The following is a 15,720-nucleotide window of genomic DNA, read 5'->3' on the forward strand; positions in this document are numbered from 1 at the left end:
ATTAAATTTTAGAAAATAGCCCATTTTTTGTTTAATTTAGGCGAAAGTCAACAAAAAAGGGTGGCGAAGCCACCCACACATGTTGATGAAGAGCCAACAATTCGCTTATTTTAGGCATATTCATTTCCCTCCTACAAAATGTACATTGCCTATCCGCAAAAAGCAACCCCTACAGAAATTTTGCAACCTACTGTTGACATTAGAAAAAGCGCCCCACAAAGGGGCGCCTGAAACTCAGCATGACTTCGAACTACTTCACGTTTACGCGGTGAGAGAGTTTTTGATTGCCGTTCTGGACGTGAACCACGTACACGCCCTTCGCTAAACTGTTCAAACGGACGGAGTCGGCGACGTTCCTTGCAGAAACAACAAGGCGCCCCTGCATATCAAACACGTTCACATGGGACGCTGCCGGCACAAACAAACGGACGCCATCGAAACGAACCACGCGATTCCGCCCCGACACAAGACGATTAACGTTCCCGCCGACGCCCAGCACAGTGTTTCCGTCGAGGCAGCCCACGGCTTCAATCTTCGAGATGTACATGGCGGAAGTATTGCTGCTGTTGAACGTCAACTGGGTGGGATTCACCCCAGCGTCGCGAACAGCCTGCAGGTCCACCGTCATTCCCGCCCAAGTTTTAGAAGCCAGCGGGCGGCCGTTCTGCAAAGTCATCTTGGGATCGTTCACCCCGATGTTCACATAAGCAGTGCTGCCCGTGGGGCCATACGCAGTAAACACCAGCGCCTCACAGCGACTCAGGAAATTAGAATCCACCGCATCCTGAGGCAGCGTGTAAATCGCATGCTGATAACCGCAGTAATCTGCATTCTGGTCGCAGCCAGCCAGCGGCACGTTCATATAGCCAGTCTTCCCCGCCAGTTCTTCCGCCACGAACTTGCCATTTCCATTCTTCACATCGCCGGACCATTCCCCGCGAGTTTCCGCACCCGCCTGGCTGTAATCCACAATCACATACTTTCCGTTCCCGAAGGGTGAAACCTCATCCCATACCAGGGGGACCACATCCGTAACCGCCTTCACCTGATCCGCACTATGAGCCTTCAGGCTAGCTACCAGGCTGTCATAAGCCGGTTTCGCCACAAAGCTAGAATCGAACACCAGGCCATTGTACTTGTACAAATCCGGAAGCCAGCTATACTTATCGGAGAATCCCCAGATTACAAACGCCTCCATGTTAGGCGCTTCCAGGAACACATCCATAAACTGACGGTACAAACTACCCTGGGCCTCGAAATCCGCCTGGGTCGCAGCCTTCTTATCAAAGCCAATATCCAGCTCCGTAATCTGCAAAGTCAGCCCCTCGGCCTCCAAAGCCTGAGCCAAAGCCTTCACGTTAGGCGGCGTTGTCACATGATAATCAGAAATATGAGTCTGGGTGCCAATACCCGTGATATAGATACCGGCAGCCTTCAATCGCTTAGCCACGGAATCCACCGCGAAACGCCCCTTGGCCCCAGCACCGATGCCCCATTCCAGAGAGTAGTCGTTGTAATAAAGCCTTGCTTCCGGATCAGCCTTGTGGGCCCACACGAAAGCGGAGTCAATAAACTCGCGACCGATGTACTTGTACCACACGGAAGATTCGCCGTTACGCCACGCAGCCGGAGTGCCGTCGCCAATAGCCTCGTTCACCACGTCCCATTCACGGATCTTACCCTTGTAATGCCCCACCACATTTTCGATGTGATTCTTCAGAACCGATAGCAAAGTATCCTTGGCAGAACCGCCCGCAGACGCCACACTTTCTGCCAATGCCGGAACCCAGTTGGGAACCTGACTGTGCCAGGCCAGTGCATGACCACGAACCTGCATTCCGTTCTTCGCCGCATAAGCCATCAACTTGTCGCCATTCTTGAAGTTGAACGTATTGCGAGACGGTTCCGTGGCATCAAACTTCATCTCGTTTTCCGCAACCACAATATTGAACTGGGACTTGTGAGTATTTTCGTACACCTCGGCGTCATCGCCCAAGCCATAATTAAACCAGTTGGAATTCAGGATAGAACCCACAAAACGGCCACGAGCCTCCGCCAGCTGACGAAGAGTACTATCCGCCTCCGCGGCCATTGCACAGGTCACCCCCGCGCACAAAAGAAAAACACCAAATTTCATACCAAATCCTAAAACAAGTTTTGCCTAAAATTATGTTTTTACCCCGCAGAATCAAACCGCCAGGGTTCAAATTTCGTTGTTTTAAGGAACAACGAGAAATTAGAAAACGCACTATTTTTCATATTTTAGTCGAACTTTTTGCACAAATAATACACTTTTTAGTCGGACTTTTTGTTTTTTAGTACATTTTAAGTATATTTGTCATATGAAACGTCAAATTTTGCAAAAGTTCATTGAATGGAAAGAGTCTCCAAACAGAAAACCGCTCATCTTAAAAGGGGCCAGACAGGTTGGAAAAACTTGGCTCATGCAGGAATTTGCAAGACAATCGTACGCAAAGTCAATCTACATCAACTTTGAAGACAACGAGCCTTGCAAACGGCTGTTCGACATGGACTTCGACATACAACGCATTATTCAAGGTCTCCAAATCGCAACAGGAACAGTAATTGACCAAGACACCCTGATTCTCTTTGACGAAATCCAAGAAGCACCAAGAGCGCTAACCTCTCTCAAATACTTTTACGAAAAAGCGCCTCAGTATCACATTATTGCAGCAGGATCACTATTAGGCGTTGCAATGCATTCAGGGACATCCTTCCCCGTGGGAAAGGTAGACTTCCTAAACGTACATCCGATGAATTTCGTTGAATTTTTGGAAGCCACAGGACAAAGCCCAATAGCCCAAATTATTCAAGATTCAAAATTCGACTTGATTTCCGTATTTGCAGACAAAATAACAGACTTGTTGAAAAAATACTACTTTATCGGTGGTATGCCAGAAGCTGTCAGAACCTTTGTAGAAACCACAGATTTGCAGCAAGTGGTCAAGGTCCAGCAAAACATCCTTGAATCCTACGACAAGGATTTTTCAAAGCACGCCCCCAATTCCGAAGTACCAAGACTGCGCCTAGTATGGAATTCCATCCCCGCACAGCTATCTAAAGAAAATAAAAAGTTCATATTCGGAATGCTTAAGGAAGGAGCAAGATCCAAGAGCTATGAAGTCGCCCTGGAATGGCTTCGCGACGCCGGCCTAATCACCAAAGTCCATCGAGTCAAGAAGGCCGATTTTCCTCTTTCTGCATACGAAGACTTTTCGGCCTTCAAGATCTTTATGGTGGACATTGGCCTGCTCTGCGCCATGTCTCATGTGCCAGCAGAAATCATTCTGAATGGGTCAAAAATTTTTGAGGAATTTCGAGGAGCCCTCGCCGAGCAATATGTTTTCCAGCAACTGAAAGCAACCGAGCAATGCCAGATTTTTTACTGGTCTGCCGAGAACTCCAGTGGCGAGTTGGACTTTCTCGTACAAAAAGACAGCGTAATAATTCCCATCGAAGTCAAGGCTGCCGAGAACTTGCAGAGCAAGAGTCTAAGCTGCTTTGTAAAAAAGCACGAAGGACTCAAAGGCGTTCGCTATTCCCTTAGCAATTATCGCGAACAGGACTGGATGATAAATTACCCGCTCGCCACCTGCGGAAATATCAAACCGTAAGCCTCACTATTTTTCATTTCAGCACATCCATACAAATTTCTTTTTATATTCGTGTCATGGCAAATATTCGTATCCCTTTTAATAGAGCCCCTTTCATTGGCACAGAGCTTGAATATGTTGAACAGGCGGTAAAGAGCGGTCGCATCTGCGGTGACGGTCCCTTTAACCAACAGTGCCATATTTGGCTTAAGGAGCATACGAAAACCGCAAAAGCCTTGCTCACCACCAGTTGCACTCACGCTCTGGAAATGGCAGCGCACCTGTGCTCCATCCAGCCCGGCGACGAAGTGATCATGCCGTCCTTCACCTTCGTCTCCACCGCCGACGCCTTCGTGGCCCGCGGTGCCAAGTGCGTGTTCGTGGACATCCGCCCTGATACCATGAACATGGATGAAAACCTGGTGGAAGCCGCCATCACCGAAAAGACAAAAGCCATCGTTCCCGTCCACTATGCCGGCGTGGCCTGCGAAATGGACAAGATTAACGAAATCGCCCACCGCCACAACCTGCTGGTAGTAGAAGACGCCGCCCAAGGCATGATGGCCACCTACAAGGGCCGCGCCCTAGGCACCCTAGGCGACTTCGGTTGCTACAGCTATCACGAAACGAAAAATTACAGCATGGGCGAAGGTGGCGCACTCCTGATTAAGGATCCCAAGTTTGCGGACCCCGCAGAAATTATCCGCGAGAAAGGAACAAACCGCTGTCAGTTCCACCGCGGCGAAGTAGATAAGTACACCTGGGTGAATTTGGGATCGAGCTACCTCCCCAGCGAACTGAATGCCGCCTACCTGCTGGCAGAACTGGAAAGTGCCGACATCATTTACGACAACCGCATGGCCAGCTGGAACGACTACCGCGCCCGCCTGCAGCCTCTGGCCGACAAGGGCCTCATCGAACTTGCCACCATCCCGGAACATTGCGTTCACAACGCCCACATGTTCTATTTGAAAGTTGCAGATAACCAGACCCGCACCGCTATCTTAAAACACCTGGTGGACAACGGCATCCTGGCAGTGTTCCACTACGTTCCCCTCCACAGCTCTCCCGCAGGCCTTCGCTACGGCCGCTTTAACGGCGAAGATCGTTACACCACAAAAGAAAGCGACAGACTGTTCCGCCTGCCCCTCTTCTACGGACTCTCCGAAGAGGAACGTGAAGACGTGTGCGATAAGATCTTTGAATTCTTCGGGGTTTAGATATCTTCCCACTTCTGGGACTTAGCGGAAATGGCGGCGGCTTCCATCATGGCGAGGCCTTCCAGCGAAGTCTTGATGCCGCATACGTACTTGCTCGTGAAGGAACCCGTCGCGCGGAACTGTTCCAGACAGTCGGCGATATCACGATAGTAGTTGGCGAACGCCTCGATAAAACCTGCGGGATGCCCAGCCTTAAAGCGGTTGTATCGCGGTAGATTGGCAATCTTTACATCACCCGTTCTATCACTTAACGAGACACGACCCTGCAGGTCACAAACCTTCAGTGTTTCCGGTTCCAGCTGGAACCATTCAGCACTACCTTCACTACCGTACACACGGATACGCAAACCATTGCGGTTGCCCAGCGCAGTCTTGCTGAACCATATCTGAGCGCGAACGTCATTCGTATAACGAACCAAAGCACCCACGTTGTCCACAATCTGCGGGAACAAACCATAAGTCGCCTCATCCGCGATAATTCGAGTGGGGCGCTCACCCGTCAAGAAATAAACCATATTGTGCAAGTGACTTCCCAAGTCCAGAGAAATCTTGGGGATCACCGTATCCTTCAGGCGCCAGGCCTGGGGTTTCGGCGGTGCACCGTTACTGCCCAGGCGCAAGAATCCTTCCTGAGGCATTTCCACCTGGACCTGCTGGATCTTGCCCAGCTTTCCATCCTCGATCCACTGCTTTAATTCGCGGACCATGGGATATCCGGTGTAATTATAAGTGGTGCAGAAAAACTGTTTCGTCTCGGCCACCGCATCCGCAATGGCATTGCCCTCGGCAACACTTGTGGCCAAGGACTTTTCGCAAATCACGGCAAAGCCCGCACGCAATGCAGCCACCACAATTTCTTCGTGATAATCCGTGGGAGCCAAAACCACAACTGCGTCCAGCTTGCCCTTTTCCGCGACCAGCAATTCCTTGTAATCCGCGTAAACACGATCCGGCGCAACACCCCAAACTTCGGCGGTCTGCTTGTTCACATCGACGTGGGTACTAAAGGCACCGGCCACCAACTTAAAGCGGCCATCCATCTGGCTTGCGGCCTTGTGAACCTCTCCAATGGCGGAATTCACGCCGCCACCAATAAACGCAATTTCAAAAGCTTTCTGCATATTTTGCAATATAATCTTTTTAACGCCTAGCGGACGTTTTATTTGACATTTGCAAAGCGAACCTTGATGAGTTCCGTCATCCGAGCGGTTTTCTCCGTCATTTCCTCCACAGATTCAAACCGCAGGAACACAATGCCAGCTTTGTAATAGAACGGATCGGAAACTACGTCCCCTTCCTTATACCACAGGAACTTTTCCACCAGATTCTTCTGAATTTCAGGCGCAAAGTCCACACCCGCAACAACCCCAGCACGATCCGCCATAATGCAGTGACGGAGGAAAGGTTTTGACGCATAAGGAAAAGCTAGATCCCCGGTCAAGCCGGGGATGACAATAGAGGCGTCACCCTGGACCCCGTTTTGGGGGATAGGGTCCAAGCCGCATTCCGCCGCAATAATCATCTTAGGATAGTCCACCCCAGTAGCATACTTCACGAACTTGATGTACAAATCCCCAGGAGGCCTGCGGCAGATTTCAATAATCACAGGAATTCCATCGTCCCGCTCGATGTACTGAATGTGCAAAATGCCATCCACCAGATGCAAGTCCGCAGCGATGCGTTCGCTATACTCCACCAGCAGATTCAACCCGCGGGCGCTTGTGGACGACGGCGTATTGGCGCCACTCACCATGTACTTATTCAAGTAGTACTGTTCATTGTCCGCAAAGTAAAATGCCACGCGACCGTCTATCAAGAAGGCGCTAAACCCGTGGTTACTTCCCGTAACAAACTCTTCCACCACAATGTGATCTTCACGAGTGCGCGAAACTGCGTCGGCATACGCCTCCCGCGCTTCCGTCACGTTGTTCACGCGATGGATGCCCTTGCCACCCGTCAAGTCCACAGGCTTAATAATCAGCGGGAAGGTCAGTTCCCCGCAAGCTTCGTCAATCGACCCTCCCACCGGCACTCGTCGGGAGCGGGGCGTTGGCACTCCTAAACGTTCAGCCAGAGCGCGATACTTGTCCTTGTGATGAATCTGCAGGCTAGTCTCAAAACTATCATGACCAGGCAATCCCAACTTTTCGCAAACATAAACCGTACTCAGCAACGCAAAGTCATTGCATCCGGAGCATACCGCGCTTACGCCCTCTTCTCGGGCCAACGCAAGCATGGCATCCTTATCGCTAAAGTCCGCGAACACATTCTTGTCCGCATAAGGATGTCCCAGTCCCTCTCGGGCATTACCCGTGGTAATCACATAATAGCCCAGTTCCTGAGCCGCCTGGATCAAGGGAATTTCAGCGTGACCGCCACCTAAAAGCAACAACTTCTTCTTGGACATGCACACCTCAATTCAAAACAACATAAGGAGTCCAGCGTTTGTAAAAACGTTCCTGGAAAGGCAGCGGTGACAAAATCGGTTCATGATCCCCCTGCACAATAAATCGCACTTCAGGATGCTTTCGAGCCAAATCCGCCACTCGCTTCAAAGTCTTCTCAATAGCCGCCGGATACAGGACTTCCAAATCCGCCATAGAAATCCGATAAGGATCCACATCCTTCAAAGGGAACTTCGATTCAGTCGTGGTCCAGGCTGCAAAAACTTTACGAGCCTGCGTGCTGTCCCCACCCGCGGAATCATAACTCAACCCAACCGCGGTCGCATTAAGCACAGAATCCATCTTCTGAACAATGCACTCATCCTTGCAACCAGTGCCCCAATTCACATTCTTAAACCCGATGTTGCGAATGTACTTATGGCGCCACTGCACCGCACTATCCAGCCCCACAAAGAAATACGTCTCGTAACCAAGACCCGCCAACACATTGGGCGTAAACGTCGTATCCCTACGACGGGTCACAGAATCACGACGCAAGGAATAAACAAGATCCTCACGTTCCGCCGTGCGAGTGCGGCTATACATGCGGCTGTGAACACCCACCTGCATTCTACCAAAACCGTCGCTATCCTTACCTTCCGCGAAACCCACGTCCCTAAAAATCTGCAGCTCCGCATCGAAAGCCTGATTATCCAGAGGAATCCCCCAGCTCTCCACCAGCACTAGCACATTACTGCGGGTCGTATCCAGAAAACCAGGCGTCACAATGGCAGTATCCATCACCGCATACTTGGCCTTGAATTCCTCGCGCAAAACCTTTCGTTCCACCGGCTTGGGAGCAGTGCGAGCCAAATACTCCACCACAGGGAACTGAGCCACAGGCTGCGCCGGGTAAAAATTATACGCCGCCAGATGGAACACCAAGGATACAAACACAATCAGGTTAATCGTCGGGAAACTAAAGGCAGGAATCTTCCACATCATGGTCACCGCCAAACCGCAAGTCGCCACCGGCACCACAGCCCGCCAACTCATATCCCAGCCCTTAATCGCCAGCAAGTTGGAAAGGTCCATAAACGCCACCACCAGCATAGCCACAACAATAATGCCCATCGCCGCAATACGCAGGACCTTAACCGCCCTGGATCCTTCGACTTCGCGCTTCACGCTTCGCTCAGGATGACACGCACCGACCTTCACCCATACGAACAACAGCAGCAGAGCGAACTCGCTATACCCAAAAATTCCGCGCACAATATCCTGCCCATTCTCAAACGTAATCAAGAACGGCGCAATTGTGATCAGCGCACTAGCAACTAACGGGTAAAGCAAACGATTCATATACGATCAGCAAGTCCACTCAAGTAGCTGAATTTCAGGAATTCGACCCAAATGTTTCGCATTGTTGGTTACTAGGACCGCATGCTGGTCTACAGCCAAGGATCCTATTAAAAGGTCATCATCTTCAATAAGGTTTCCATTCTTTTTCAACGTCGCATATGTTTTTGCAGCATACTGCAAGGAGGTTTGTGTCAAATTCGCAATTCCATATGCCTGACAAAAAGTATCAAATGCGGCCTGACGACGATTCGCATCACGATACAACAAGCCTCTAAGAATTTCATAGTAAACAATGCTCGGAATACGAATACTGTTCTTTGACGATAATTCAATAAAATTAGAGACAATAGTTGAGCGATTTTCAAGGATATAACTTACGATATTCGTATCCAAAAAATAAAGCATCACACCTCCTTGAGCATAAGGTGTGCAGATCGAATATTTTCAGCCTCTTCTGGGTTCAACAGACCGAGAACACCATTAAGCGCTTCCGCAGTGTCAACTTTCCTCTTTTTCTTTTGGGACAGCAAAAATACGATGAAGTCGTTGACTTCCTCTTGTTCCTTACTATCTAACGAATTATAAAGTTGAATGATGGCTTCCGGCATAAAAGGCCTCCCGCCAAGAAATATACATAATTGATTTTGATTCATACTTTTTCCTTTTCCGTTTTACAAGCGTGAAAAAAAAAAACGGATTTACTTTGGTTGGACAGCAACAATATACACAAATGTTCACCATTTGTCAAGAATAATTATTGCAATTATTTTCGGTGAAATTTTTTCAGGCTCAATTGACGCATATTCAATTTTCCCTTTCGGGAATGCACTTTATTATATTCCCTCCTATGAGCGAGCAAATTACCGCTAAAAGATTTCCTTTGTGATTCCCTGCTATCGTAGCCAGGGGACTATCGAAACCGTGGTCAACGAAATCCGCGAGACCGTCGCGAAGCAAAATGCTTCGCTAGATCCTTCGACTACGCCCTTACAGGGCTCCGCTCAGGATGACATCAGTAGAACGTCATCCCGAGCAACCAATATGCGTACTTACATGGTCTTCAGTCACCACAAGATGCCACCCTACAAGGCCGAGCCCATGCTAGGCGACTTCCTGATGCGCCATTATTACGGCCAGGACTCACAAGGCAACCAAACCGGTGACACAGTCATCGTAGACACACTCCGCTCCATCGGCAAAACAAACTTTTTCAAGTACAGGCTTCAATCTCGTTAAATAAAGAGCCCGACTAAGGCTTATATTCGGCCTTCGGCTCCTTAAGTTCGCCACGCACTTCACGTATCTTGTCCATCACATTCTCGATGGTACAGCCATGATGGACGTATAGCCGCCCCTCTTCCCGAGCTTTCTTCATCTCGGGACCAAAATCATGCTTTTCATAGTAATCAATATCAATGCCTTCCACAATCATAGTCTTCTATCTCCTTCTTGTGTGATCTTCGGACAGTTATCAGATTGTCGGTTTGCTTATTGACAACCAATGTCCAAAATTTACCATTTATCTCATTGATAAGCAAGACCACATCTTTTTCTGTCTCACTACTCAAATCCAAGAAATCACCAGCCAAGAACTCGTTGAGCATCTCAACCGTAAAGTGACGTTCCTGCATACGCCGGAGCGCATGACAACTAACGTTCACCAAAAGTCAAGATGGTTTCCAAATTTTTTTACGCTTAAGTCCGTTGATAGCACCCCCGTCAGCATCGTTTCTGCCGTAAAACGGCTACTTGGCTAACTAGATATTTTTTTACAAATTACACAGCCGAGAGTCGGTCTTCAAATTTTTCCCGTTCGGGAATATTTTCTATAAAAAACACATTTGCACAATTGATTTTCCCGTTCGGGAATATTATATTTGAAACATGCAAGTTCTTAAGGCAACAGACATCGCAACCGTGGTAAAGACCCGGCGTAAACAGTTGAACCTCACGCAGGCCCAATGCGCCGCATTTTGCGGCGTCGGAAACCGTTTTTTCTCGGAATTAGAAAACGGCAAGGATTCCCTGCACATCGGCAAAGTACTAAACGTACTCCAAATGCTGGGCATCAATCTGCACACCATCGAAAAGGAGAACGATAAGTGATCCTCAACGTTTTCTTTGGAAGCAGATTGGCAGGCACCCTGGAGTCCACTCCAAACCAGGGAATCATATTTCAATACAACTCCGAATTCGCCAAAACCGGGCCATCCCTTTCACAAGCCCTCCCATTGCAATCAGCACCCTTTTCCCAAAAAGAATGCCTCCCCTTCTTTTCGGGAATCCTCCCCGAAGGGGATGTCAAGCGCAGAGTATCCGACTTTCTGCACATTTCTGAATCCAGTACATTTAAACTGCTCCAAGAGCTTGGTGGTGACTGCGCAGGCATGATTTCCATTTTGCCCGAATCGACACCAGTCAAAGCGCAGGACACCTATACCCTGGATACCAAAAATTATCTCAAAATTTCCGATCGCAAACTTCTTGAATTTATCCAGAATTCCGCCACGCGCCCTCTGCTGAAAGCCACCGAGGAACTACGCCTTTCTCTAGCCGGCGCCCAGGAAAAACTGCCCTTGGCATTCTTCGGAGGAAAATTCTACCTTCCCAAAGACGGGGCTCCCTCCACGCACATCATCAAACCAACCGGTACAGGTGAGCTAGCCTCCCTCGCCGCAAACGAATACATCTGCACCCAGCTGGCAAAATCCGCCGGTCTCCCCACTCCCAGAACAGAACTTCGAAAACTTGGCGACCATTATTTCTTCATGACCGAGCGCTACGATCGCCTCATCAGCGGAAAAAACATCTCTCGTCTCCACCAAGAAGACATGTGCCAGGCACTAGGCATCATGAGCGACCGCAAGTATCAAAACGATGGCGGTCCAAGCCTAGCTGGCATCTACCAACTCATCAAGCAAAAAACATCCATTCCCCTGCTAGACACAAAGGCCTTTATTCAATACGCCCTCTTCAACCTACTCATCGGCAACTGCGACGCCCACGGCAAGAACTATTCCCTCCTATACCGAGGAAATATGGTCCAACTTGCCCCCATCTACGACACCGTATGCACCCTGATTTACCCGAGCCTGACGCAAAAAACATCCATGAAATTCGGCAAGCATTACGAAATCAAGAAAATCAAAAAAGACGATCTTGAATTATGGGCCACCGAAGTCAACTTGCGTCCTGGAATTTTTTTGGACATCTACAAGGAATTAGGCGAAAAAATCAAAAAAGGCTTTGAACCCCTAAAGAATGATCCCGCAATCGCCGATTTCAAGGACACCCTAACCCGCATACAAGAATCATTCTTTCTACATTCCCTCCTATGAGCGAGCAAAATACCGCTAAAAAGATTTCCTTTGTGATTCCCTGCTATCGTAGCCAGGGGACTATCGAAGCCGTGGTCAACGAAATCCGCGAGACCGTCGCCACCCGCAACGAGTCATCCCGAGCAGCCAACATGTCATCCCGAGCAGCTAACATGTCATCCCGAGCGAAGTCGAGGGATCTCTTTGATTACGAAATCATCCTGGTGAACGACAGCAGTCCCGACAAGGTCTGGGATGTAATCAAGAATCTTGCGGCTGCAGACCCCAAGATCAAGGGTATTTGTCTGGCGAAAAACTTCGGGCAGCACTGCGCCCTCATGGCAGGCTACGGCGCCGCCACTGGCGATTACGTCGTAAGTCTGGATGACGACGGCCAGACTCCCGCCAGCGAAACCTTCAAGCTGGTAGACAAGCTGGAAGAAGGCTTCGACGTGGTATACGGCTATTACGAACACAAGAAGGAACACCTGTTCCGTCGTTTCGGCAGCTGGACCAACAAGAAAATGGCAGAAGCCATCATCGGCCAGCCCAAAACCTTGCAGACCACCAGTTTCTTCATCATGAAGAAATTCATCGTAGACGAAATCGTACGATACCCCCACCCCTTCGCCTACATCAGCGGCCTGGTCTTCCGCGCCACCAAGAACCTGGGCAACGTCGAAGTAGAACACCGCAACCGCCTAGAAGGCGAGTCCGGCTACACCATCGCAGGCCTAATCCGTCTGTGGATCAACGGCTTTACCGCCTTCTCCGTTAAGCCCCTCCGCGCAGCCACCTTCATCGGCTTCCTCTGCGCCATCGTGGGCCTTGTATCCGGCGGCTTCGTTGTGTACGAAAAACTCATGCGCCCCGAAATTCCCGTAGGCTACACCAGCATGCTAGCCACCATGCTCTTCATCGGCGGCATGCTCATGCTCCTCCTGGGCCTCATCGGCGAATACATCGGCCGCATCTACATCAGCATCAACCAAAGCCCCCAATACGTCATCCGCGAGCGTGTATGATTCGGGCGCTGCTCATAAACATCTTCTTCCTCGCACTCTGCCTCATCTTTGGTGACTTAAAATACGGCGCCATCGACGATTACTTTATGGCAGCGGTTCTCACAGGCGCCCACGGCACCGATTACAACCCCCACCTGCTTTTCGTCAACGCCCTTTACGGCTACGCCCTCATCCCCCTCTACAAACTATTCCCCACCATTGGCTGGTACTACATCGGCGAGATGTTCAGCGTTTTCCTGAGCCTCACCACCATCAGCTACATTATCATCAAAAAGATGGGCAACAAATGGGGTACCCTCATCGCCACCCTACTGGTAGCCCTCCTAGCCAGCGACTTCTACCTGGTGGTCCAATTCACCCAATGCGCCAGCCTCCTAAGCGCCACCGGCATGCTAGTCTTCGCGAATACGCTAGATTCTTCGACTCCGCGTTGCTCCGCTCAGAATGACAAAGAAAACATGTCATTCCAAGCGACATCCAACACGTCATTCCGAGCGAAGTCGAGGAATCTCATAAGCCAGTACGCCCCCTACATCTACGCCCTCTTCCTCCTCCTTTGGGGCAGCATCATGCGCTGGCCAGCCTTCCTCATGGGCATGCCCTTCTTCTGCGTAGGCCTCCTTTTCCTAATCAAACAATGCTGGGCAAAAAAAATACCCGTCATCATCACATTGTCAGTAATGTTTGCAACAGCCTTTGGCCTGCACCAATGGGACCGCAATCTCTATAACACCCCCGAATACAAGCCCTACATTGAAATACAAGGGCCAAGAGCTGCTCTTGGCGATGGAGAAAACTACAACAAGAACGCAGTATACGAAGACCTTGAAGAAAAGGGTAAGTCCGGCAAAGACTACGACCTGCTCACCCGCTGGACATTCTACGATACAGAGACTTTCGCCAAAGACAGCATGCAAGCCATTGTTGATGTCATTGGTTCCTATAGAGATAAAAACCAGCGAAACGAAATCCCCGCCCAGCTATTAAAAGCATTGCAGCACAGTTTGCAAACGCCCCTATTCTGGACCTGGTTCATCGCCTGCATATTTATCCTAATTACCAACCGAAAGAAGTTCCCGTACCTGTGGGTTAGCCTAGCTGCAGTCTTTTACCTGCTATCCATGCTACTAGCGCAAAACCGCGTGGTTTACCGCGTAGAAGGCGGCTTCTGGTTTTACGCAGCAATGCTATCCATCCCCCTATGGAACCAATTCAAGAACGAAAAACTGAACCGCTTTTTCAACAACAAAGTTTTCGTTACCGTACTCGCAATTATCGGCATCGCCAACATTCTTACCTACATCACCTCCGGGGACACCGTCCACGACCCCTCCTCAGGGAACGTTCGCACCCTAGCCGTAGACGACTCCACCGACTACAATCAAGTTCTCGCGTATATCGACAGCAATCCTAATACCATGTTCTTTACCAACATGCGCACTTATATGGCATTCAGCCACCACAAGCAACCACCCTACAAGGCAGAGCCCTTCGGCAGCTACAGGAACATCGTGAGCCTTGGATACTGGACCCCCTACCTGCCCGAAATCACCCAGACCTTGGCGGAATACGGCATCACCAACCCCATGCGCCAAGTCATCGACAGCAACGTCACCGTCATCAACGAAGACCGCCTTGGGAACTTCCTAATGCGCCATTACTATGGGCAGGATTCCCTAGGCAACCAAACTGGCGACACTGTCATCGTGGACACCCTCCGCACCATCGGCAAAACCAACTTTTTCAAGTACAGGCTGGTACAAAATGAGCGAACTGAATAGCGAAAAATGGATCACCGAAATCAAGCCAAAGTCAAGCCTGCTAAGTATCGACTTTAAGGAACTGTGGCAATACAGGGATTTGTACCGCATGTTCGTGAAAAGGGACATAGTCACCTGGTACAAGCAGACCATCCTGGGTCCCCTGTGGTTCTTTATCCAGCCCATCATGACCACCATCATGTTCATGGTGGTATTCGGCGGCATTGCCAAAATCAGCACCGACGGGCTCCCCCAACCCCTGTTCTACCTGGCAGGAATTTGCCTCTGGACCTACTTTGCGGAATGCCTGAACCAGACCAGCAAAACCTTCATCGACAACGCCAACGTTTTTGGCAAAGTCTATTTTCCCCGCCTCGTTGTGCCAATGGCCACAGTGACCAGCAACCTGATCCGCCTTAGTATCCAAATGGGTCTATTTCTAATCGTTTTTGCCTACTACTTGATCTTTACCGACGCCCCGGTCCACCCCAACCTTTACCTGCTTTTGACCCCCGTACTCATCACCATCTTGGCAGGCCTTGCCCTGGGTTTCGGCATTCTCTTTAGCAGCCTTACCACCAAGTATCGCGACCTCACATTTCTCCTGAGTTTTATTGTGCAGCTGTGGATGTACGCCACCCCAGTCATCTACCCCCTAAGCACCATCGACAACCCCAAACTAAAAATGCTCATGAGCGCAAACCCCCTCACAAGCATCATGGAAACATTCAAGTACGGGATGTTAGGTGTTGGTGAATTCAGTTGGCAGGGGCTAGGATACAGCACTGGATTTGCCATCGTTCTGCTCACCATAGGCATCATCGTTTTCAATCGCATTCAGAAAACCTTTATGGATACAGTTTAAGCATTCTTTGTTCCCGAATTCTATTTGCAAATGCATAATCCGAGCGGAATCTGAAGGATGCAAAAAAGGCCCCCAGATGGGAGCCAGCTAGGATAACTAAATTGCAACCTTCTCTTACCACAAAGAGGTTGCATTGAGTCATCTTAACCGAGAGCAAAGATACAAAATTCTTG

Annotated in this window: 15 protein-coding genes; 8 read left to right on the plus strand and 7 right to left on the minus strand. The window is 49.7% G+C overall.

All coding sequences use genetic code 11. The features are described 5' to 3' along the window. Nucleotides 1-250: 250 nt before the first annotated feature. The gene (locus tag BUB59_RS14260) at nucleotides 251-2,137 is read right to left on the minus strand and encodes an endo-1,4-beta-xylanase (RefSeq protein WP_073231210.1); all 1,887 of its coding nucleotides are present in this window, start codon (nucleotides 2,135-2,137) and stop codon (nucleotides 251-253) included. Nucleotides 2,138-2,342: 205 nt separating this feature from the next. Here BUB59_RS14260 and BUB59_RS14265 point away from each other — a divergent pair, with 205 nt between their 5' ends. Then, a complete protein-coding gene (locus BUB59_RS14265; RefSeq protein ID WP_073231213.1) occupies nucleotides 2,343-3,635 on the plus strand; it encodes an ATP-binding protein in 1,293 nt (430 codons plus the stop codon). A gap of 56 nt (nucleotides 3,636-3,691) precedes the next feature. Continuing rightward, nucleotides 3,692-4,834, plus strand: coding sequence for a dTDP-4-amino-4,6-dideoxygalactose transaminase (gene rffA, locus BUB59_RS14270; protein ID WP_073231216.1), 1,143 nt, complete (start codon nucleotides 3,692-3,694; stop codon nucleotides 4,832-4,834). Here the strand turns inward: rffA and BUB59_RS14275 are convergent. The 5 genes from BUB59_RS14275 to BUB59_RS14295 form a co-directional block, all read right to left on the minus strand. Then, complete coding sequence (locus tag BUB59_RS14275; RefSeq protein WP_083540358.1) at nucleotides 4,831-5,955, minus strand: Gfo/Idh/MocA family protein; 1,125 nt, start codon at nucleotides 5,953-5,955, stop codon at nucleotides 4,831-4,833. The two genes, rffA and BUB59_RS14275, sit on opposite strands and share 4 nt — an antisense overlap. 38 nt (nucleotides 5,956-5,993) lie before the next feature. Continuing rightward, nucleotides 5,994-7,241 (minus strand): ATP-grasp domain-containing protein, encoded by a 1,248-nt coding sequence (locus BUB59_RS14280; protein WP_073231222.1) that lies wholly within the window; start codon nucleotides 7,239-7,241, stop codon nucleotides 5,994-5,996. A gap of 7 nt (nucleotides 7,242-7,248) precedes the next feature. After that, on the minus strand, nucleotides 7,249-8,493 hold the full coding sequence (locus BUB59_RS14285) for a hypothetical protein (protein ID WP_234980079.1): 1,245 nt from the start codon (nucleotides 8,491-8,493) through the stop codon (nucleotides 7,249-7,251). A gap of 93 nt (nucleotides 8,494-8,586) precedes the next feature. Continuing rightward, a complete protein-coding gene (locus tag BUB59_RS14290) occupies nucleotides 8,587-8,985 on the minus strand; it encodes a PIN domain-containing protein (RefSeq protein ID WP_073231227.1) in 399 nt (132 codons plus the stop codon). Next, nucleotides 8,985-9,233: a hypothetical protein gene (locus BUB59_RS14295; RefSeq protein ID WP_073231229.1), complete on the minus strand. Its 249-nt coding sequence runs from the start codon at nucleotides 9,231-9,233 to the stop codon at nucleotides 8,985-8,987. Before BUB59_RS14295 ends, BUB59_RS14290 begins: the two co-directional genes overlap by 1 nt. A gap of 229 nt (nucleotides 9,234-9,462) precedes the next feature. On the opposite strand from BUB59_RS14295, the gene BUB59_RS14300 reads away from it, so the two are divergent. Further along, nucleotides 9,463-9,816 carry a hypothetical protein gene (locus BUB59_RS14300; RefSeq protein WP_073231231.1) on the plus strand — a complete coding sequence of 118 codons (354 nt, stop codon included), beginning with the start codon at nucleotides 9,463-9,465 and terminating at the stop codon, nucleotides 9,814-9,816. 13 nt (nucleotides 9,817-9,829) lie between these two features. On the opposite strand, the gene BUB59_RS14305 is transcribed toward BUB59_RS14300, so the two are convergent. Then, nucleotides 9,830-10,012 (minus strand): hypothetical protein, encoded by a 183-nt coding sequence (locus BUB59_RS14305; RefSeq protein WP_073231233.1) that lies wholly within the window; start codon nucleotides 10,010-10,012, stop codon nucleotides 9,830-9,832. A gap of 452 nt (nucleotides 10,013-10,464) precedes the next feature. Here BUB59_RS14305 and BUB59_RS14315 point away from each other — a divergent pair, with 452 nt between their 5' ends. The 5 genes from BUB59_RS14315 to BUB59_RS14335 are packed head-to-tail and all read left to right on the plus strand — an operon-like array spanning nucleotide 10,465 to nucleotide 15,547. After that, complete coding sequence (locus BUB59_RS14315; protein WP_073231238.1) at nucleotides 10,465-10,686, plus strand: helix-turn-helix transcriptional regulator; 222 nt, start codon at nucleotides 10,465-10,467, stop codon at nucleotides 10,684-10,686. Then, on the plus strand, nucleotides 10,683-11,918 hold the full coding sequence (locus BUB59_RS14320; protein ID WP_073231240.1) for a type II toxin-antitoxin system HipA family toxin: 1,236 nt from the start codon (nucleotides 10,683-10,685) through the stop codon (nucleotides 11,916-11,918). The genes BUB59_RS14315 and BUB59_RS14320 overlap by 4 nt, the downstream gene beginning before the upstream one ends. Beyond that, complete coding sequence (locus tag BUB59_RS14325; RefSeq protein WP_073231242.1) at nucleotides 11,915-12,922, plus strand: glycosyltransferase family 2 protein; 1,008 nt, start codon at nucleotides 11,915-11,917, stop codon at nucleotides 12,920-12,922. The genes BUB59_RS14320 and BUB59_RS14325 overlap by 4 nt, the downstream gene beginning before the upstream one ends. Further along, complete coding sequence (locus BUB59_RS14330) at nucleotides 12,919-14,703, plus strand: hypothetical protein (RefSeq protein WP_073231245.1); 1,785 nt, start codon at nucleotides 12,919-12,921, stop codon at nucleotides 14,701-14,703. Before BUB59_RS14325 ends, BUB59_RS14330 begins: the two co-directional genes overlap by 4 nt. After that, nucleotides 14,687-15,547 carry an ABC transporter permease gene (locus BUB59_RS14335; protein ID WP_073231247.1) on the plus strand — a complete coding sequence of 287 codons (861 nt, stop codon included), beginning with the start codon at nucleotides 14,687-14,689 and terminating at the stop codon, nucleotides 15,545-15,547. Before BUB59_RS14330 ends, BUB59_RS14335 begins: the two co-directional genes overlap by 17 nt. Nucleotides 15,548-15,720: the final 173 nt, after the last annotated feature.

Origin of the sequence: Fibrobacter sp. UWEL (genome assembly GCF_900142535.1) — a bacterium.
In the GTDB taxonomy this organism is placed as follows: domain Bacteria; phylum Fibrobacterota; class Fibrobacteria; order Fibrobacterales; family Fibrobacteraceae; genus Fibrobacter.

Coding starts and splice junctions, on each gene's coding strand:
- BUB59_RS14295 (WP_073231229.1), bottom strand. CDS start 9,233: ATGAATCAAAATCAATTATGTATATTTCTTGGCGGGAGGCCTTTTATG.
- BUB59_RS14280 (WP_073231222.1), bottom strand. CDS start 7,241: ATGTCCAAGAAGAAGTTGTTGCTTTTAGGTGGCGGTCACGCTGAAATT.
- BUB59_RS14335 (WP_073231247.1), top strand. CDS start 14,687: ATGAGCGAACTGAATAGCGAAAAATGGATCACCGAAATCAAGCCAAAG.
- BUB59_RS14265 (WP_073231213.1), top strand. CDS start 2,343: ATGAAACGTCAAATTTTGCAAAAGTTCATTGAATGGAAAGAGTCTCCA.
- BUB59_RS14325 (WP_073231242.1), top strand. CDS start 11,915: ATGAGCGAGCAAAATACCGCTAAAAAGATTTCCTTTGTGATTCCCTGC.
- rffA (WP_073231216.1), top strand. CDS start 3,692: ATGGCAAATATTCGTATCCCTTTTAATAGAGCCCCTTTCATTGGCACA.
- BUB59_RS14275 (WP_083540358.1), bottom strand. CDS start 5,955: ATGCAGAAAGCTTTTGAAATTGCGTTTATTGGTGGCGGCGTGAATTCC.
- BUB59_RS14260 (WP_073231210.1), bottom strand. CDS start 2,137: ATGAAATTTGGTGTTTTTCTTTTGTGCGCGGGGGTGACCTGTGCAATG.
- BUB59_RS14330 (WP_073231245.1), top strand. CDS start 12,919: ATGATTCGGGCGCTGCTCATAAACATCTTCTTCCTCGCACTCTGCCTC.
- BUB59_RS14305 (WP_073231233.1), bottom strand. CDS start 10,012: ATGATTGTGGAAGGCATTGATATTGATTACTATGAAAAGCATGATTTT.
- BUB59_RS14290 (WP_073231227.1), bottom strand. CDS start 8,985: ATGCTTTATTTTTTGGATACGAATATCGTAAGTTATATCCTTGAAAAT.
- BUB59_RS14315 (WP_073231238.1), top strand. CDS start 10,465: ATGCAAGTTCTTAAGGCAACAGACATCGCAACCGTGGTAAAGACCCGG.